The sequence below is a fragment of the Actinacidiphila sp. bgisy160 genome (genome assembly GCF_057707815.1).
This window is the reverse complement of the sequence record NZ_JBYIQW010000035.1, coordinates 66,118-82,154: the sequence shown is the minus strand read 5'-3', so window position 1 is coordinate 82,154 and position 16,037 is coordinate 66,118. Positions and strand designations below refer to the sequence as shown.

The 16,037-nt window shown below is 69.2% G+C and carries 18 protein-coding genes and 1 pseudogene; 6 read left to right on the top strand and 13 right to left on the bottom strand.

The features are described 5' to 3' along the window. Positions 1–446: pseudogene (locus AC3EUJ_RS25015) on the top strand (ISAs1 family transposase); the annotation flags it as partial. A 92-nt stretch (positions 447–538) separates the two neighbouring features. Here AC3EUJ_RS25015 and AC3EUJ_RS25010 read toward each other — a convergent pair. The 6 genes from AC3EUJ_RS25010 to AC3EUJ_RS24985 all read right to left on the bottom strand — a co-directional run bounded on the left by AC3EUJ_RS25010 (position 539) and on the right by AC3EUJ_RS24985 (position 5,071). Continuing rightward, entirely contained in the window at positions 539–1,093 is a 555-nt protein-coding gene (locus AC3EUJ_RS25010; protein ID WP_431964988.1) for a hypothetical protein, read from the bottom strand. A 227-nt stretch (positions 1,094–1,320) separates the two neighbouring features. After that, positions 1,321–1,704: a hypothetical protein gene (locus AC3EUJ_RS25005; RefSeq protein WP_431964986.1), complete on the bottom strand. Its 384-nt coding sequence runs from the start codon at positions 1,702–1,704 to the stop codon at positions 1,321–1,323. A gap of 14 nt (positions 1,705–1,718) precedes the next feature. Continuing rightward, complete coding sequence (locus AC3EUJ_RS25000; protein ID WP_431964984.1) at positions 1,719–2,699, bottom strand: hypothetical protein; 981 nt, start codon at positions 2,697–2,699, stop codon at positions 1,719–1,721. A 44-nt stretch (positions 2,700–2,743) separates the two neighbouring features. Next, positions 2,744–2,917, bottom strand: a complete 174-nt coding sequence (locus AC3EUJ_RS24995; RefSeq protein ID WP_431964982.1) for a hypothetical protein — start codon at positions 2,915–2,917, stop codon at positions 2,744–2,746. A 163-nt stretch (positions 2,918–3,080) separates the two neighbouring features. Next, entirely contained in the window at positions 3,081–4,511 is a 1,431-nt protein-coding gene (locus AC3EUJ_RS24990; protein ID WP_431964980.1) for a flotillin family protein, read from the bottom strand. A 56-nt stretch (positions 4,512–4,567) separates the two neighbouring features. Continuing rightward, positions 4,568–5,071 carry a hypothetical protein gene (locus tag AC3EUJ_RS24985; RefSeq protein WP_431964978.1) on the bottom strand — a complete coding sequence of 168 codons (504 nt, stop codon included), beginning with the start codon at positions 5,069–5,071 and terminating at the stop codon, positions 4,568–4,570. A 332-nt stretch (positions 5,072–5,403) separates the two neighbouring features. Between AC3EUJ_RS24985 and AC3EUJ_RS24980 the strand changes: the two genes are divergently transcribed. Together AC3EUJ_RS24980 and AC3EUJ_RS24975 are read left to right on the top strand one after the other, a co-directional pair. Further along, entirely contained in the window at positions 5,404–5,835 is a 432-nt protein-coding gene (locus tag AC3EUJ_RS24980) for an NfeD family protein (RefSeq protein WP_431964976.1), read from the top strand. A gap of 3 nt (positions 5,836–5,838) precedes the next feature. Beyond that, a complete protein-coding gene (locus AC3EUJ_RS24975) occupies positions 5,839–6,894 on the top strand; it encodes an SPFH domain-containing protein (RefSeq protein WP_431964974.1) in 1,056 nt (351 codons plus the stop codon). A gap of 371 nt (positions 6,895–7,265) precedes the next feature. Here the strand turns inward: AC3EUJ_RS24975 and AC3EUJ_RS24970 are convergent, their stop codons facing one another. Together AC3EUJ_RS24970 and AC3EUJ_RS24965 are read right to left on the bottom strand one after the other, a co-directional pair. Next, positions 7,266–7,724, bottom strand: coding sequence for a carboxymuconolactone decarboxylase family protein (locus AC3EUJ_RS24970; RefSeq protein WP_431964972.1), 459 nt, complete (start codon positions 7,722–7,724; stop codon positions 7,266–7,268). A gap of 127 nt (positions 7,725–7,851) precedes the next feature. Next, the gene (locus AC3EUJ_RS24965) at positions 7,852–8,313 is read right to left on the bottom strand and encodes a cupin domain-containing protein (protein ID WP_431964992.1); all 462 of its coding nucleotides are present in this window, start codon (positions 8,311–8,313) and stop codon (positions 7,852–7,854) included. A 461-nt stretch (positions 8,314–8,774) separates the two neighbouring features. Between AC3EUJ_RS24965 and AC3EUJ_RS24960 the strand changes: the two genes are divergently transcribed. Both AC3EUJ_RS24960 and AC3EUJ_RS24955 read left to right on the top strand, forming a co-directional pair. Beyond that, positions 8,775–9,020, top strand: coding sequence for a plasmid mobilization protein (locus tag AC3EUJ_RS24960; protein WP_431964970.1), 246 nt, complete (start codon positions 8,775–8,777; stop codon positions 9,018–9,020). Beyond that, on the top strand, positions 9,017–9,391 hold the full coding sequence (locus tag AC3EUJ_RS24955; RefSeq protein ID WP_431964968.1) for a fic family toxin-antitoxin system, toxin component: 375 nt from the start codon (positions 9,017–9,019) through the stop codon (positions 9,389–9,391). Before AC3EUJ_RS24960 ends, AC3EUJ_RS24955 begins: the two co-directional genes overlap by 4 nt. Positions 9,392–9,709: 318 nt before the next feature. Here AC3EUJ_RS24955 and AC3EUJ_RS24950 read toward each other — a convergent pair whose 3' ends face one another. Continuing rightward, positions 9,710–10,966, bottom strand: coding sequence for a YncE family protein (locus AC3EUJ_RS24950; RefSeq protein WP_431964966.1), 1,257 nt, complete (start codon positions 10,964–10,966; stop codon positions 9,710–9,712). A 273-nt stretch (positions 10,967–11,239) separates the two neighbouring features. On the opposite strand from AC3EUJ_RS24950, the gene AC3EUJ_RS24945 reads away from it, so the two are divergent. Continuing rightward, positions 11,240–11,887, top strand: a complete 648-nt coding sequence (locus AC3EUJ_RS24945) for a TetR/AcrR family transcriptional regulator (protein ID WP_431964965.1) — start codon at positions 11,240–11,242, stop codon at positions 11,885–11,887. 102 nt (positions 11,888–11,989) lie between these two features. Here the strand turns inward: AC3EUJ_RS24945 and AC3EUJ_RS24940 are convergent, their stop codons facing one another. The 4 genes from AC3EUJ_RS24940 to AC3EUJ_RS24925 all read right to left on the bottom strand — a co-directional run bounded on the left by AC3EUJ_RS24940 (position 11,990) and on the right by AC3EUJ_RS24925 (position 16,011). Next, entirely contained in the window at positions 11,990–12,445 is a 456-nt protein-coding gene (locus tag AC3EUJ_RS24940) for a TspO/MBR family protein (protein WP_431964963.1), read from the bottom strand. A gap of 322 nt (positions 12,446–12,767) precedes the next feature. Continuing rightward, a complete protein-coding gene (locus AC3EUJ_RS24935) occupies positions 12,768–13,631 on the bottom strand; it encodes a carbohydrate ABC transporter permease (protein ID WP_431964961.1) in 864 nt (287 codons plus the stop codon). Then, positions 13,628–14,632 (bottom strand): carbohydrate ABC transporter permease, encoded by a 1,005-nt coding sequence (locus AC3EUJ_RS24930; protein ID WP_431964959.1) that lies wholly within the window; start codon positions 14,630–14,632, stop codon positions 13,628–13,630. Before AC3EUJ_RS24930 ends, AC3EUJ_RS24935 begins: the two co-directional genes overlap by 4 nt. Positions 14,633–14,718: 86 nt before the next feature. Next, positions 14,719–16,011: an ABC transporter substrate-binding protein gene (locus tag AC3EUJ_RS24925; RefSeq protein ID WP_431964957.1), complete on the bottom strand. Its 1,293-nt coding sequence runs from the start codon at positions 16,009–16,011 to the stop codon at positions 14,719–14,721. Positions 16,012–16,037: the final 26 nt, after the last annotated feature.

Here is a 16,037-nt window from a genome sequence, read left to right as displayed (position 1 = left end):
GCCGCCGCGAGTCCCGCTCGATCAAGACCTGCGGCATCGCGGACGAACTCGGTGGCATCGCCTTCCCCTACGCCCGACTGGCCATCCGCGTCCACCGTCGCCGCCGGCAGACAGGCCGACGCGAGAGCCGCGAGACCGTCTACGCCGTCACCAGCCTCGAAGCCCACCAGACCACCCCCGCCGAACTCGCCACCGCGATCCGCGGCCACTGGACGGTAGAGGCCCTGCACCACGTCAGAGACGTGACCTTCGCCGAGGACGCCTCCACCATCCACACCGGCACCGCACCCCGCGCCATGGCGACCCTCCGCAACCTCGCCATCGGCCTGCTCAAGATCCTCGGAGCCGCCAACATCGCCAAAACCACCCGGGCGATCCGCGACCAGCCAGAACGAGCACTCCCACTCCTGGGCATCACCAACAACCCCGACACTCAAGGAACTTGATCAAGCCCTGGCCGGAAGACCTGGGTGAGGTCGAGGCGGAGCGTCGGGCAACGGACACAGGCTCCTCTGAACTAGGCTTGGCCGCTTGAAGCTCAGGGAGTGTTCGTCGAAGTGTCGATGGATACTGCGAAGGCCGCGAGGGTAGTGAAGTCGTCGTTCCGCAGGCCAATCCGTGGATTGACGTGGTGGAGCAAAGCGGCTGCGTGGTGATTGGCAGCCACGTGTGCGTGATCCGCGTCGCTCTGTTCGTCGTCCACCCAAGCGAACGGTCGGCCTTTGGCGTACTCCACCAATGGCTCCAACTTCCAATGAACGCCATCAGGGCGCTCGTTGAGCAGGGCATCACCGAAGTCGACGAACGGCAGTTCAGGCAGACCGAGCGTAGGTCCAATCCACGTGTTCGCGTCGCTCATCCACGTTGTGGCCCAGCAGATCTCGTAGCCGAGAGCCAGCAGTGCCGGCCCGTGATCGGGGTTGAGCCATACCCGTAGCGGCCCCATGTGGGTCCCCAGTCTCCCGTGCCCCCCAGCTGCCCCGCTCTCCTGTGGGACGCGAAGGGTGGTGTAGCCCTCGGGGCGCTTCTCGGGCTTCGCCGCATACGGATTCAGGGGTCCGTCGACGTCGAGGAACAGCAACGGCCGACCCATGGCACCCCCAAATTAGCGCTCCCAATCTACTGAGCCACCGAAGCATATCCGTCGTCACGCGTCGCTGGAGCGTCCAGCGGCCGGCGTGAAGCCAGGCATTCAGAGATCGACCGCCGCGGCCGTGCGGGCTGCGGTGGCGTCCATCTGGGCGCGCTTGTCCTCCGCACCAGCGAGGCTGACTTTCAGTCCTTCGACTTTGCCGAGCCAGCCCTCACGCCCCGCCTCAGCTAAGCGGGCGACGAGGTTGTCGCGAATTGCCTCCAACCGGCCGCGCTGGGGCGGGTCCGGCCGGAGGAGCGAGCAACGAATGCAAGCGTGTTCATGAACACCCGAAAGGGACGAGCGCAGGTGTCGGTGGACACTTTGCGCTTCTTGAAGTGCGCCAGGAAAGCGTGTTCAACGACGGGCGCGGGAAGCTTGACCGGGACGGCGCCGAAACGGCTACGGACGGCTTCGTCGGTCTCCTCGATGTGGTCGACGGTGAGGCGGGAGATCGCGGTAGGCCATTGGGCGTAGAGGAGCAACGGCGGGCCGGTGAGGCGGCTTTCGGGCCCCAGGGTGTCTTCGTGCAGGAGGCGGCGGGCGGTGTCCCAGCGGGGCTCGTCGTCCATGGCCTGGGAGGGGCTCAGGCCCAGGGCGAGAACGAGTCCTTCCCAGGGACATCCCGCGCGAGCATTTCGTCGATGCAGCTGCGCAGTGCGTTGCCGTAGTAGTCGACCGGAGGGAGCCAGGGCACCTGTTGGAACAGTTCGCCGAGTTGGTCGGTGCCGGGATCGGTGAGGAGGGTGCGGAGTTCGTCAGGGACGGGGTCGTCGACCAGGCACAGCCAGGCGAGGGCGGCGCCGACGCGAGTCTCGAGCGGTTGGGCGGCGTCCGACCACAGGGTCCGGGTCCATGCGGCAACGGACTCGTTGTGGTCTTCGCGGGCGAGTTGGGCGATCGCCAGAACCAGGCTCACCCGGACCGTCGGGTCGTCTTCCACGGTCAGCCGGTTGTCGAGGGCGGACGAGATGCGCGCCATCTCGCCGGTCGCCGTCGCCAGGACGAAGGCCGTGGCGGAGCGGACCTCGGGATCGGGGTCGGGTAGAAGGGGGAGCAGGAGGTGCAGATCCGCGGTGATCGCAGCGCGGGCGGCCTGAATTGTCCAGTCCACCGGACACATTGTGGTGCCGTCCGCGTCCTGTGGATCCTCGGCGACCTGGAGGAGACCTTCGCGGCTGCCGTCCCCGAAGTGCTGGCACCGCGCGATCTCGGCGACCAGCTGGAGAGTCTCCGCGCGGAGCTCGGGGGACCCGGCGGCCGCGATCCGGAGTAGGAATGGGACCGCCAGTGCTCCCACCGCGATCCCGTTGCCCTGGTGATGCAGGTACTCCCACAGGTTCCCCAACGCCCGCCGGGCGGCGTCAGTGTCACCGGAGGCGAGAATTGCGAGGAGACCGGGAACCTCCTCGCCCGGACCGTAACAATGCGGGAACCGCTCCCATGGGATCTGGTCGTATCTGAACCCGTCCTTGACCTCCCGCGGGATCGCACCCACGACGGTCCGCATGTCGCAGTCCGTGCCCACCCACGGCTCCGGCCACCGGTCCCAACGGTCATCGTCCATGGCTTGGCCTTCCGGTCCACTGACACCATCCGAACCCCGGGAGTCTAGCGGCCGATGATCAAGAGCGCGCTGCGCAGCAGGAGCCGCAGGCCGGTCTCGGGTGCGAGACGCATGAGCACGCGGATCGCGCGCCATGTCGCCTGCTCGGCAGGGGTGGTGAGGATCTCGTGTGCGCCGATGCGGGCAAGGCGGTCCGTGGGTGAACGGAATCCCCTCACTCTGGGAGCGTCCGGGCGGGGTCGGCGCAGGCGCTCCCTCATGGGAGCGCCTGCGGGCAGTCCCGCTGATACGGGTCCGGCCCCGACCGCGTAGGTGAGAGCGTCGGCCGGGTCCGCGGGTACCATCACGCCGGTCCCGCACGGCTTCCGCCTTCCCGCGGTGTCAGTCGGTGATCTCGACCCTGCCGTTGGGCGCCTCGGGGGAGGGGTGGGCGGGCGCCGCGGAGCCCCGCTTGGCGAGGCCCTTGAGCAGATCGGCGAGGTCGACTCCCGTGGTGGAGCTGAGCAGTTCCATGCCCTGGGCCACGTTGTCCGCGACCGTGCGGGACAGTTGGCTCGCGCCGTCCGTCGAGATCACGGTCATCTTGTCCACGGCGGCGAGCGGCTCGGACGCCTTCGCGACGACCTGGGGCAGCACCTCGACCAGCATCTGCAGCACCGCGGCGTCGCCGTACCGGGCGAAGGCGTCGGCCTTCTTCTGCATGGCCTCGGCCTCGGCCGACCCCTTCGCGGCGATGGCCGCGGCCTGCGCCTCGCCCTCGATGCGTACGGCGTCGGCGAGTGCGGCGCGGTGCGCCTTCTCGCCCTCGCCGGTCAGCCGGGAGCGCTGGGCGTCCGCCTCGGCCTCCTTGACCAGCGCGATGCGGCGGGCCTCGGCCTCCTGCTCGGCCTGGTACCGCGCGGCGTCGGCGGGCTTGCGGACCCTGGTGTCGAGTTCGCGGTCGGTCAGCGCGGCCTGGCGGGCGGCGACCTTCTCCTGCTCGGTGAGGACTTCCTGGCTGCGGGCGGCCTCGGCGAGCGGGCCGGCGGCAGCGGCGCGGGCGGCGGCCTCGTCCGTCTCGGCCTTGATCTCGGCCTGCTTGAGCGCGAACGTCCGCTGGGCGATCGCGATCTCCTCCTCGGCCTTGAGCCGTGCCTGCTCCGAGGCCTGCCGCGCCAGGGCCTCGGCGATGTCCGCCTCCTGCTTGGCCCGGGCGGCCTCGGGCCGTCCGAGGTCCTCCAGGTAGGAGCCCTCGGTGGTGATGTCCTGGATCTGGAAGGCGTCAAGGACCAGGCCCTGCCCGGAAAGACTGGCCTCCGCCTCCTCGGCCACCTGTCCGGCGAACGCCGCCCGGTCACGGATGACGTCCTCCACGGACATCCGCCCGACGATGGAGCGCAGAGCGCCCGACAGGACTTCCTGGGTGAAGCCGACGATGCCGTCCTGCTGCATCAGGAAGCGCTGGGCCGCCGCGCGGATGGAGTCCTCGGTTCCCCCGACCTTGACGATCGCGACGCCCTCCAAGTGGGCCTTCACCCCTCGCAGCGTGACGGCGCCCCGTACGGCCACGGGGATGTGCCGGCTGGACAGGTCCAGGGTGAACTTCTGCTGGACGAAGGGCACGACGAACACGCCCCCGCCGACCACGACCTTCTGACCGCTGTTGTCGGTGAACACGCGTCCGGTCTCAGGGTCGGTGGACTTCTTGCCACGCCGGCCGGTGACGATGAACGCCTCGCTGGGGCCGGCGACCTTGTAGCGGGTGATGACGACGAGGGCGAGCAGGACGACGAGTACGACGATGCCCACCGCAGCGGTGAGTACTGGGCTCATGCCGGATTCCCTTGATCAGTACAGATACGACAAAGACGCGTGAGTGGCCGGGGCGCTCAGTGGTCCACGGGCCGCACGGCGACAGAGGTGGCCGACAGCGCCGACTCCACCCACACCCTCGTGCCCCGCGGCAGCGGGACCGTGCTCCTGGCCGCGAGCTTCACGGGTTGGCCCGCCAGGTACGCGAGCACTTCGCCGTAGCCGTCCGCCGGGATGGCGGTGACCACCGTGCCCGAGCCGCCGATGAGGTCGTCGCCACGGGGGGCGACCGCGGTCCGCCCGCGCATCAGCGCCTGGCTGAACCTCCAGGTCAGCCATCCCGCCAGGCCCCCCGCGGCCACCCCCACCCCGACCGCGAACGCCGTCCCGAGGCCCGTTGTGCCCAAAGTGATCGCGCCGGCGAAGCCGAGCATCGACACGAATCCGGCGATCGCGGGCAGGGACAGCACTCCGTCCAGGCCACCCAGCCCGTCGAGAAGCCCGTCCAGGATGCCGTCGAAGACGAGGGCCAGCGCCAGCACCACCAGTCCGGCGATGCCAAGACCGAGAAACCACTCCATCCCGCCCCCCTTCGCCGGCACGCCGATCTCCCCAAGACAGCGCGATGTTGCCACGGACCACGCACAGGGTCATTGCCGGATTCCGGCAGTCTTTACGTGTTCTTTACGACCTGCTGTCGGCGTCATCGCCACAGCGGGTGGCCCGGGCCACCCCGGCGGTCGGGCGCCCATGATCGCCGATATTCGCGGCACGGCACACGAGGGCCCGGGAGGGCGCCTGTGTCCGGCAACGCGAGCCGTTTCCTCCCAGGGGTACCGCGGCGGTGCCTCACCGGGGTCCAATGGTGAGAGACAGGCCCTTCGTACCCGTTCCGGTCAGAAGAGGCACGCAAATGGATCCATGGCTGATCTGGTTGATCATTGCAGCCGTGTTGGCTGTGGCGGAGATCCTCACGCTCACCGCGGCGCTCGGAATGCTCAGTGTGGCCGCCCTGGTCACAGCGGGATCCGCCGCGGTCGGGCTGCCGCCGCCCTTCCAGTTCCTCGTGTTCACCATCGTCGCCACGGTCACCGTGCTGTTCGTGCGCCCGGTCGCGCTACGTCATGTTCTCCAGCCCCAGTCAGAGCGCTTCGGCGTGGAGGCACTCGTCGGCAAGGCCGCCTACGTCGTCTCCGAGGTGACGGGCCTGGGCGGAAGGGTCCGTATCGACGGCGAGGAGTGGACGGCCCGGGCCTACGACGAAACGCTGGTGATTCCTCCCGGAGCGACCGTCGACGTCATAGAGATCAGTGGTGCCACCGCAATCGTCTACCCAAGGGACTGAAACATGGAGACCACGGCGTTTCTGATCGCCGGCCTGATCGTCGCACTGTTCGCGGTCTTCACCGTGGTGCGGGCGGTCCGTATCGTGCCCCAGGCGCGCGCCCGTAATGTGGAGCGACTCGGCCGTTACCACCGGACCCTGAAACCCGGTCTCAGCCTCGTCATCCCTTACATAGACCGCGTTCATCCGGTGATCGACCTCCGAGAACAGGTCGTGTCCTTCAAGCCGCAGCCGGTCATCACCGAGGACAACCTGGTCGTCGAGATCGACACCGTGCTGTACTTCCAGGTCACCGACCCACGAGCGGCCTTCTACGAGATCGCGAACTTCCTCCAGGCGGTCGAGCAGCTCACCGTCACCACTCTGCGCAACGTCGTGGGGTCCATGGACCTGGAGAAGACCCTCACCTCACGGGACACCATCAACAGCCAGTTGCGGGGAGTGCTGGACGAGGCGACCGGCAAGTGGGGGCTGAGGGTCAACCGGGTGGAGATCAAGGCCATCGACCCTCCGCAGTCCATCAAGGACGCCATGCAGAAGCAGATGCGGGCCGAGAGGGACAAGCGGGCCGCGATCCTCGGGGCCGAGGGGCAACGCCAGTCGCAGATCCTCACCGCCGAGGGCGACAAGCAGGCCGCGGTTCTGCGCGCGGAGGGCAACCGCACGGCTGCGATCCTCCAGGCCGAGGGCCAGTCACGAGCCATCGACGAGGTGTTCCAGGCCGTGCACCGCAACGACCCCGACCCCAAGCTGCTCGCCTGGCAGTATCTCCAGATGCTGCCCCAACTCGCGCAGGGCCCTGGGAGCACCTTCTGGGTGATCCCCAGCGAGGTGACCTCCGCGCTCCAGGGCGTGTCCCGCGCCTTCAGCGAGGTGCTGCCCAAGTCGCCGGCCACCCGCGAGAAGCCGCCGTCGGACGACATGGCTGCCCAGGCCGCCAGCGACACGGTACAGGCCGCAGAAGCCGCCGCCGCGGCCCTCGCCGACGCGGCCAGGGCCGAAGCGTCCCCCGCGCCGTCCGCCCATCCCATCCCCCGTGCGGACGGCGTCGACTCGTAGGCGCGAGCCGCCCGGGCGCCTTGCGGCATCCCCTGGCAGTCCTCAGCGTTGCTTTCGGCCTGGCGGCGGGCCCCCAGCGGCTGTTCGGGCCGGCCCAGCAGCCGGGCGCCCATCGCGGCGGTCCGCAGCGTGTGGCGGTGCAGTGCATCGGCCGGGTCGTCGGGGCGCGGGGGCGGCCGGGTCGAAGAAGCCGCCCCCGCGGGGCGCCGGTCAAAGGACCGGAGCGGGGGGCCCGGGCCGTGCGGGGCGGCGACTGCCGGGACCACCACCGCCACGGAAACCACGACGAACAGGACGGTCATGGCGCCAGGGACATCGGCGGTACGCGGTGACGGAGTCCCTGATCACGACCGCCGTGTGCACCTTCGAGGTCAGGTGCCGACGGGGTACCGGCTGGTGATCGCGACGCGGTTGAAGGCGTTCATCACCGTGGCCAGCCAGGCGACCGCCGAGATCTGGTCCGCGGTGAGTACGGCCGCTGCGGCGTTGTAGTCCTCGTCGCGGACGTGTCCGTCCGGTACGAGGGTGATCGCCTCGGTCAGGCGCAGGGCGGCACGGTCGGTCTCGGAGAAGTAGCCGGTCTCTTCCCATGCGGGCAGGACGGCGATCCGGTCGGGGTTCTCGCCCTTCTTGAGGGCGTCGCCGGTGTGCATGCGCAGGCAGAACGCGCAGCCGTTGATCTGAGAGGTGCGGATCCTCAACAGCTCGACCAGGAGCGGGTCGAGTCCCGCAGCAGCGGCAGCCTCTTCCACCTCCGACGACAAGGCGATGAGGGTCTTGTAGGCGGCCGGGTACTGCTTGCCGATATTGACCCGCTGGGTGTCGGTCATGGTTTGTTTGATTCCTTCGTGTGTCGTGCGCCGTGCATGTCGCGGGGCGCGTCTTGATGGCTGGTGGTATGAGTTCCGGCGGAAGTCATAGTGCGTGCGAGCGTCGCCGCCCGCCGCGTCTTCCGGGCTACGACTTCGGATCGTCGACCTTGAGCTTGTCTCCGGTGTCGGAGACGAAGACGACCAGAAGCTTGGCCTGCTTGGTTCGGCTGGCGTTCTCGGTGAGGACGTGGTGGGCGCCCGGCTGCTCGACCCAGTTCTCGCCCTGGTGGTAGGTGCTCACGGGCTTGTCGTCGAGCTTGCTGCGCACGGTGCCTTCGAGGACGTAGGCGTAGACGAACGCCTGGCCGTGCCGGTGCGGCAGCGCGATCGCGTTGGGCGGCAAGTCGACGACCGCCGAGGTGAACGTCTTGCCGTTCACATTCGGAAGCGCCTGCTGAAGCAGCGGCTTGAAGATATCGGAGGGGCGTGTCGATGCCGCGACCGTCGCCGCCACCTTGGCATGGGCGGGCTCGTTGGAGGCCGAGCAGGCCGTGGCCGTTACCAGCGTGGCGACGGCGAGCAGCCCACCGGCGATTCGCATTTCCATCACGATGGGTCTCCTGATTCAGTCTTCCGTGACGCGGATGATCGTCCTGCGGGCGTGCGCTTGTCGCGGGCGAACGCGGCGGGCACCTCGGACAGCGGCCGCATGGCTCCGAGGCTCACCGACTGCTCGGGCGCCGAGTGCACTGAGTGGCCGAACAAGGCGCAGCCCGTGGCCGACAGCGGTTGTCACATCCCGACCGTAACTCCGCGGCGGCCCGTTCAGCTGGGCCACTGCGCCGAAAGAATCTTGGGCCACTTGTCCGGGGGCCCAGGTGCCGTGGAACGGGCTTCGAGCCCCGCTCACGGCCGGTCGGCGTGGGGAGACCGCGGGTCGGCGGCAGCCCGGCGGGGGCATCCGACCCGCGCCGCTGTGGCCCCAGCCCCTGTCTGACGGCGTGCGCGCCGCCCCGTTGATGTCGGCAAAGAGCTGTAGCAGGACGTACGGTCCGCTACCGTATTGCCATGAGCAGCCAGAAGCAGATCAACGTGCGGGTGGACGCGGAGACGGCGGCGGGGATCGAGGCGCGGGCGGCGGCCGTCGGCATGAGCGTGGCGGACTACGCCCGCCAGGTCCTGGCGGACGAGGCGAACGACCTGCGGCACCGGTTCCTGGGCGCGGGCGCGCACTTCGCCGACGCCTGGGGCGACACCTTCGCCGAGCAGTTCGGGCACCCGAAGGCCGGCGACGGCGCCGGGGCCGCTGCGTGATCGTCCACATCGACCGGGCCTGGCTGCTGGACCTCGCGCACCGGAACATGCCCGGGGACCCCGACATCACCGACTTCGGATCGTTGGCGGGAGCCGTGGCCAGGCACGCGGACAGGGTGATGGAGACCCCTGTGTACACGGAGGCGCACCACCGAGCGGCCGCGCTCATGCACCAGCTCATCCGGGTGCCGGCGCTGGAGCACGCCAACGAGCTGTTCGGCGCGGTGGTGGCGGCGGCATACCTGACGGCGAGCGGAGCCATCGTGACCGTGAGCGCGAAGGAAGCGGCGGAGCTGGCAGCGCGCATCGACCGGGACGCGCTGGACGTCCGGGCAGTCGCGGAGGCTCTCCGGGGGTGGGTGGCCCCGTAGGCGGTCGGGCTCGCCAGGCGTTGAGTGCCTCAGCGGGAAGGCGGCGCCAGCGTGATCAATCCAGGGACGGGTGAGTAAGGACTGTCGCCTACCGGGTATGCGCGCGTGACCGTTCCGAAGGGCTCCGGCGCCGGCGCGCCAGGGCCCTTCGGGGGGAAGGCCACAGCCCGGGCTTGTTCTGAGTTCCGATCCAAGGCCTCGGTGGGAAGCATCGGAGCCGGATGACGGCGCGGTGTGGGTAGAGCCCGGCCAGGTAGCTGTCGGGGTCTTGCCGTAGCGGGTGGCCAGCCCGTGTGTGACCCCGCCCCGCCGTCGAGGTCAGCCGGTAAGGCCGGTCCAGCCGACGGGGATGTGGGCCAGTCGCACGCGCTGGGGATGGTCGCCGACCGGGACCGAGGCGATCTTTTGGCCGGTGGCGAAACTGATGGCGGTGACCTGGTCGGCGTCACTTTCGGAGATGACGCAGGCGGTGCCGTCGCCGCTGACGGTGGCCCAGTAGGGCTTGGCCGCGGGGACGAGCGGGCCCTCTGCGAGAGTGGCGCGGTCGACGACGGTGGCGTAGTCGTCCATGGTTCCGGCGACGCAGAGCTTGGTGCCGTCCGGGCTCATGGACAGGCCGTGGTGGCGGGAGTCGTTGACGTAGGTGGTGCGGTCGTCACTGGTGTCCGGGTTCTCGGGCAGCGTCTTGACCCGGGTGATCTTGTCGGTGGCGACATCGTACTCGGCGAGGCCGTTGAAGAACGAGACCTGGAAGTAGAGCTTGGAATCGTCCGGGGTGAGGGCGGCCGGGCGGACGGCGTCCGACAGGTCGCTGCGGCCGGCGGCGTCGAGGCGGGTACGCATGTCGATCGTCTTGACGACCTGGAAGGTGGACGTGTCCGCGATCGTGATCTTCCGGTCGCCCTTGAGGAAGTCCTGCCAGGGGGCGTCGAAGTCGTTGTTGACCTCGCCGATCGACATGTTCCAGAGGTACCTGCCGTCCCTGCTGAAGATGTTCTCGTGCGGCTTGTCGCCGGTGGTGAACTTCCCGAGTTCCCGTCCGGTGTTGATGTCGAGGACGTGGACGGTGTTGGACGTGGACGCTGACACGGCCACGCGGGTGCCGTCGGGGGAGACCGCCATGTGGTCCGAGCGGTATCCCGATACCGGGAAGCGCCACTTGACGTCGCCCGTCGCGAGGTCGATGGAGACGACGTCGGCGAAGCTCGGGCGGGAGGCGACCAGGGCGGTGCCGTCGGGGGTGGCGTACATGTCGTCGACGAACTGGTCGTGGCCCTCGCCCACGGTCTCGCGGATGCCGAGGAAGTAGATCAATTTGATGGGGTTGAGATAGATCTCGGCCAGCCGCCGATCCTTGTCGGGGATGACGTTGATGCGGCCGATCCTGGCGAAGTCCCCGCGGGCCTTGATGACGGTCGCGGTGCCCTCCCAGTTGTTGCCGACGAACATCACCTCCTGCAGGGCCGGGGATGCCTGCGCGGAGGCGGGGGCCGAGATGCAGGCCGCGACGACCGCGGTGACGGCACCTAACGCGAGCAGGGCTCTTTGCCCGACGGGGCGGGACAAGTGGCGCATGTGGGGGCTCCAGGGGGTTGGTGGCTGAGGGGAACCGAGGAGTTGAGCCCACCGGGCCGCTCTCACGTGCGAGGAGGGCGGCGCACAGTGTTCGCACTGGTCTTCCTGGGCATGGCCGGGCGATGCGCCGCGCGGCTTCGTGGGCCTCGCGGCAGCGCTGGTTTGAACTTCGAAACCGCCCAAGTTCAGAGTGTGTTACCGGATGGTAGGTAGCGGTGGGGCCCCCTCACAACCCCGCGTGGGGGAAAATCTCCTCATCGCCGATCGGAGGGCATGGTGGCGGGCAGGTTCACCCCGGCGGAAGGCCGGTACAGGGGCAAGGACGCCGCTCAGCGGCAGGCGGAGCGTCGCGCCCGTTTCCTGGAGGCGGGCCTGGAGATGTTCGGCGGGGAGCCGGGCTACCGTGGGACGCGGCTGGCCGCGCTGTGCAAGGAGGCGGGCCTGTCGAGCCGTCAGTTCTACGAGGAGTTCCAGAGCGTCGAGGACCTGCTCGCCGAACTGCACCTGATCGTCAACGACGCCGCCCAGGAAGCCGTCTTCGGCGTCCTGCCCGAGATCCAGGACCTCCCGCTGGCCGAGCGGATCACCCGAATGCTCCGCGCCTACGTCAAGGGGGCGGCCTCCGACCGGCGGTACGCCAGGATCGCCTACGTGGAGGTCGTCGGTGTGAGCCCCCGCATCGACCTCCAGCGACTGGAGCGCCGTGCCCGCTGGATCGACCTCTTCCGCGCCATCACCGACGACGCCGTCGCCCGCGGCGAGATCCGCCCCGGCGACTACGCCATCGCCGCCGCAGCCTTCATCGGCGCTGTCAACGGGCTCATGCACGACTGGGTCGTCGGCTGGGTCGACGCCTCCCTGGAGGGCATCGCCGATGAACTCCTCCAGCTCCTCCTGGGCCGCTACCGGATCGCCACCTGAGCGGCAGGCCCGCAACCCGGCCGGGCGGTGGATTCGCGGTGCCGTCCGGCAGGGCGGTCGGTCCTGGCGGAACGTGAATGCCGGCCGCACAAGTGCCGTGAGTCAGTGCTGCGGCGATCGGGAGCGGTGATTGAGCTGGGCGATCCTGGCGTTCAGGGCGGTGGCGAACCAGCACCATGCCGAGTAGGGAAAGAGCGCCGTGGCCGCGCCCCGGTCGGTACGGGATGTGGTTCGAATGAGCTCCAGGGTGCTGACGTCCAGCAACAGGGTGCCGACCAATCCGGCCCGAGGGCTGCGGGCGGCAAAAAACAGCCAGCTCCAAGCCGCGTTCAGGGAAAGGTTCACTGCCAAGGAAGCCGCCAGCCGGTCACGTTCCCGGCCCCTGGCCCGGTCGAAGGCACGGCCGGCAGCCCATGCGACGCCGGCGTACAAGGGCGTCCAGACGGCGCCGAACGCCCAGGACGGCGGGTGCCACCGCGGTTTCAGCAGCCCCGTGTACCAAGCGCTGTCCGGTTTGACCGCTGCGGCGCCCGCTGCCGCTGCGGCGGCTGTCGCCATCGCAGCACCTGCGTAGGGCTGCCACCGCGCCCGCATCCCGGGTCCATGCGACCCTTGCGGCCGGCCGGCGCGACCGTGCCGTCCTTCTTGTCGTCGCTCGTCTCGTTCGCTGATCAGCCTCATACCGACAATTCTTCCCCGCTCGGCCCAGCGCCGAGGACCTCGACCGGCTCGCCGCCCTGCGGCCCTGATCCGGGCGCGCGGCCTCCGTCCTGTTCCTGGCCGTAAATTGTCTGGCTCCATGGTGCCGGCCCTGACAAGCCAACTCGGGGTTCTCCCGCTTCGGAGCAGGGTGCGTTCGCGGCGTCGGGGGAACAGCGCCCTACTTCACGCCGCCGGCGGTCAGTCCGGCGATGATGCGCCGCTGGAAGACGAGTACGGCGATGACAAGCGGGATCGTGACCAGGACACCGGCCGCCATCTGCGTGCCGTACGGCTGGTCGAAGCGGTAGGCGCCGGTGAAGCGGGAGATGGCGACGGTCGCCGTCTGCATCGACTTCTCGTTGACCATGGAAAGGGCGATGATGAACTCGTTCCAGGCCGCGATGAAGGTGATGATCGCCGTGGTGAAGATGCCCGGGGCGGCGATGGGGATGATGACCTTCCGGAATGCCTGCCCTCGCGTACAGCCGTCCACCATGGCGGCCTGCTCGAGTTCCGCCGGCAGCTGGCGGAAGAACGCGGTGAGCGTCCACACGGCCAGCGGAAGGGCGAAGGACATACTGGGGACGACCATCGCCTGGTAGGTGTTGATCCATCCGATGTCCGAGAAGAGCTTCAGCAGCGGGACGATGAGCGAGATCCCGGGGAACATGGACGTGGCGATGATGATTCCCGCGACAAGCCCCTTGAAGCGGAATTCCAGACGGGCCAGCGCGTAGGCCGCGACGGTGCCGACCAGCAGCGTGAGCACGGTGGTCACACCGGCCACCACCAGGCTGTTGAGCAGCGAGCGCTGGAAGCCGACGTCGGGCCTGAAGACGGCGGCGAAGTTGGCGCCGGACCACGGCCGGGGGAGCGGCGAGAGCTGGAACTGGTCGGTCGGGCGCCGCAGGCTGGAGACGACCATCCAGTAGAACGGCGCGAGGCAGTACACGACGATGGCGGCGATGCCCGCGGTCCGCAGCAGGGCCGCCGGGCGAAGCCGCCGAGCCGGGGCGGGTACGGGGTGGTCGGCGGCGGTCATGCGGTGGTGGCCTTTCGTGCCGGGGCGGGCGTCCGGGTGGTGCGGGCGGTGCGCCGACGGGCTCTGGCCTCGCCGATCAGGTCCGCGCCGAGCAGCTTCACGAACGCGAACGCCACGATGACGACATATCCGAACAGGAGGGTGGCGTAGGCGGCGGCCGGGCCGTAACGCACGTTGCCGGCCTCGTAGTACGCGAGCATCGCCAGCGTCTCCACCTCGTGCTTGTGCCCGCCGATCAGGACGAACGGCAGGTCGAACATGCGCAGCGCGTCCAGGATGCGGAACAGGACGGCGATCAGCAAAGTGGGCTTGACCAGCGGCAGCGTGATGCTGCGGAACTGGCGCCAGGGGCCGGCGCCGTCGACCCGGACCGCCTCGTAGAGCTCACGGGGTATCAGCTGAAGACCGGCGAGCACCAGCAGGCCGATGAACGGCGCGGTCTTCCAGGTGTCGGCGACGATCACCGCCAGCTTCGACTGCCACCCGTCCGCGGTCCACAGGATCTTCTGGCCGAGCAAGGCGTTGGCGACCCCGTTCACGTCGAAGACCCACCGCCACAGCAGCGCGGAGACGGCGGTGGGGATCGCCCAGGGCACCAGGATGGACGCGCGGACGATAGCGCGCCCGCGTAGGGCCTGGTTCATGACCAGGGCCATCGCGAGACCCACGACCACCTCGATCGTCACGGTGGTGACCGTGAAGAACGTGGTGTTCCAGAAGGCGTTCCAGAACACCGGGGCGTTGGTCCCGGTGAACGCGTCCGTGTAGTTGCGCAGGCCCGTGAACTGCTCTCCTTCCACCACGAAGCCGTCGGCGTCGAGGCCCTGGCTCTCCTGGAAGAGGGAGGCCCTGACGGCTGCCACCAGCGGGTAGGCGATGACCAGGCCGAGGACGAGGAGGGTGGGTGAGAGCAGGACCGCCGCGAGGCGTCCGTCCCCCCGGCCCTTGCGGAGTCTGGGGACAGGGCGGCGCGCGCCGGCCGCCGGGATGGTGGTGGTCACGATATGTCCTTCGTCGGGGGAACGCCGGGCGTCCCGGCCGGGCACGCGACACGCGCGATCGCGGTGCGTGCCCGGCCCGGGACGACTCACTCCGCGGTGATCTGCTCCAGCTTCTTCTGCAGGTCGGCCAGCGCGGTGTCGGCGTTCGCCTTTCCGGAGATCACCGGATAGACGGCGTCCTGGATGGCCGTGGTGACGTCGCCGTAACGCACGGCCTTCGGCCGCGGCCGCGCACTCTCGATCGACTTGCCGAGCGTGGCGAGATAGGGGAACTTCCGCTGCAGCTCGGGCTCGGCGTACAGGTCCGCCCGGGTCGGCGCGACCGCCGCGTTGAGCAGGTTGGAGCGCTGGGCCTTCTCCGCCGTCAGGAACTTGATGAAGTCCCGTGCGGACGCCTTGTGCTTCGCGAACGTCGACACGGCCAGGTTCAGCCCGCCCAGGGTGGAGGAACCCGGACCGTTCAGTCCCGGCAGTGGCGCCACACCGAACTTGTTCGCGACCTTCGACGAGCCGTCGGTCTGGTTGGCGAGGTTCCACACGTACGGCCACTGGCGCAGGAAGACCAGCTTGCCCGCCTGGAAGGCCTCGCGGCCGTTCTCCTCCTGATAGGTCAGTGCCTCCTTCGGGAAGGTGCCGTCCTTGAAGCCGTCCACGAGCCACTTCAGGCCCGCCTTGACCTGGGGGGTGTCGGCGGTGGGCTTGCCGCTGTCGTCGAACAGCTCACCGCCGGCGGACTGGACCGCCTCGGAGAAGTTGACGGTCAGGCCCTCGTACTTGTCGAACTGGCCGCCGTAGCAGCTCATCCCGTGGGCCTCGTGGAGCTTCAGGACCTTCTTGCAGGCGTCCGCCAGCTCGCCCCAGGTGGTCGGCGCCTGGACCCCGGCCTTCTTCAGCAGGTCGGAGCGGTAGAAGAGCATCCCGCCGTTGGACTGGTACGGGGCCGCGTACACCTTGCCGCGGTACTTCGCGGTGTCGACGGCGGACGGCAGCAGGCCGTCCAGCGGGAAGTCAGAGGCCGGGAGTTCGTCGATCCAGCGGTTGGCGGCGAACTCGGCGGTCCAGGTCACGTCGAGGCCGAGCACCGAGTACGCGGCCGACTTCACCTGGGCGTTCTGCACCATCTGCTGGCGCTGCGCGTCCGCGGAGGTCGGCAGTTCGGTGATGGTGACCTTTTCCTTCGGGTGGGCGGAATTCCACTCGTCGATCAGGCTCTGCAGATTGCCGGAGGTGTCCTTTCCGGTGGCCAGGGTCACGGGACCGCGGTCATCGGAGCCCTGCTTTTCCGCGCTCTTGTCGGTCCCGTTGCTGCTGCACGCGGTGACGGCGAGTGCGGCGGCCGCGGCGACAGCGGCCGCCTGCAGAATTCTTCGGCTGGTCATTCCCTTGCTCCTCGTTGAGCAGCGCT

What these genes read in the sequence shown, in the direction of transcription:
- AC3EUJ_RS25010 (WP_431964988.1), bottom strand. Translation starts at nt 1,093, where the DNA reads ATGGGTCGGCCGTTGCTGTTCCTCGACGTCGACGGACCCCTGAATCCG.
- AC3EUJ_RS24990 (WP_431964980.1), bottom strand. Translation starts at nt 4,511, where the DNA reads ATGAGCCCAGTACTCACCGCTGCGGTGGGCATCGTCGTACTCGTCGTC.
- AC3EUJ_RS25005 (WP_431964986.1), bottom strand. Translation starts at nt 1,704, where the DNA reads ATGGACGACGAGCCCCGCTGGGACACCGCCCGCCGCCTCCTGCACGAA.
- AC3EUJ_RS24980 (WP_431964976.1), top strand. Translation starts at nt 5,404, where the DNA reads ATGGATCCATGGCTGATCTGGTTGATCATTGCAGCCGTGTTGGCTGTG.
- AC3EUJ_RS24970 (WP_431964972.1), bottom strand. Translation starts at nt 7,724, where the DNA reads ATGACCGACACCCAGCGGGTCAATATCGGCAAGCAGTACCCGGCCGCC.
- AC3EUJ_RS24950 (WP_431964966.1), bottom strand. Translation starts at nt 10,966, where the DNA reads ATGCGCCACTTGTCCCGCCCCGTCGGGCAAAGAGCCCTGCTCGCGTTA.
- AC3EUJ_RS24935 (WP_431964961.1), bottom strand. Translation starts at nt 13,631, where the DNA reads ATGACCGCCGCCGACCACCCCGTACCCGCCCCGGCTCGGCGGCTTCGC.
- AC3EUJ_RS24975 (WP_431964974.1), top strand. Translation starts at nt 5,839, where the DNA reads ATGGAGACCACGGCGTTTCTGATCGCCGGCCTGATCGTCGCACTGTTC.
- AC3EUJ_RS24940 (WP_431964963.1), bottom strand. Translation starts at nt 12,445, where the DNA reads ATGGCGACAGCCGCCGCAGCGGCAGCGGGCGCCGCAGCGGTCAAACCG.
- AC3EUJ_RS24985 (WP_431964978.1), bottom strand. Translation starts at nt 5,071, where the DNA reads ATGGAGTGGTTTCTCGGTCTTGGCATCGCCGGACTGGTGGTGCTGGCG.
- AC3EUJ_RS24960 (WP_431964970.1), top strand. Translation starts at nt 8,775, where the DNA reads ATGAGCAGCCAGAAGCAGATCAACGTGCGGGTGGACGCGGAGACGGCG.
- AC3EUJ_RS24945 (WP_431964965.1), top strand. Translation starts at nt 11,240, where the DNA reads ATGGTGGCGGGCAGGTTCACCCCGGCGGAAGGCCGGTACAGGGGCAAG.
- AC3EUJ_RS24965 (WP_431964992.1), bottom strand. Translation starts at nt 8,313, where the DNA reads ATGGAAATGCGAATCGCCGGTGGGCTGCTCGCCGTCGCCACGCTGGTA.
- AC3EUJ_RS25000 (WP_431964984.1), bottom strand. Translation starts at nt 2,699, where the DNA reads ATGGACGATGACCGTTGGGACCGGTGGCCGGAGCCGTGGGTGGGCACG.
- AC3EUJ_RS24925 (WP_431964957.1), bottom strand. Translation starts at nt 16,011, where the DNA reads ATGACCAGCCGAAGAATTCTGCAGGCGGCCGCTGTCGCCGCGGCCGCC.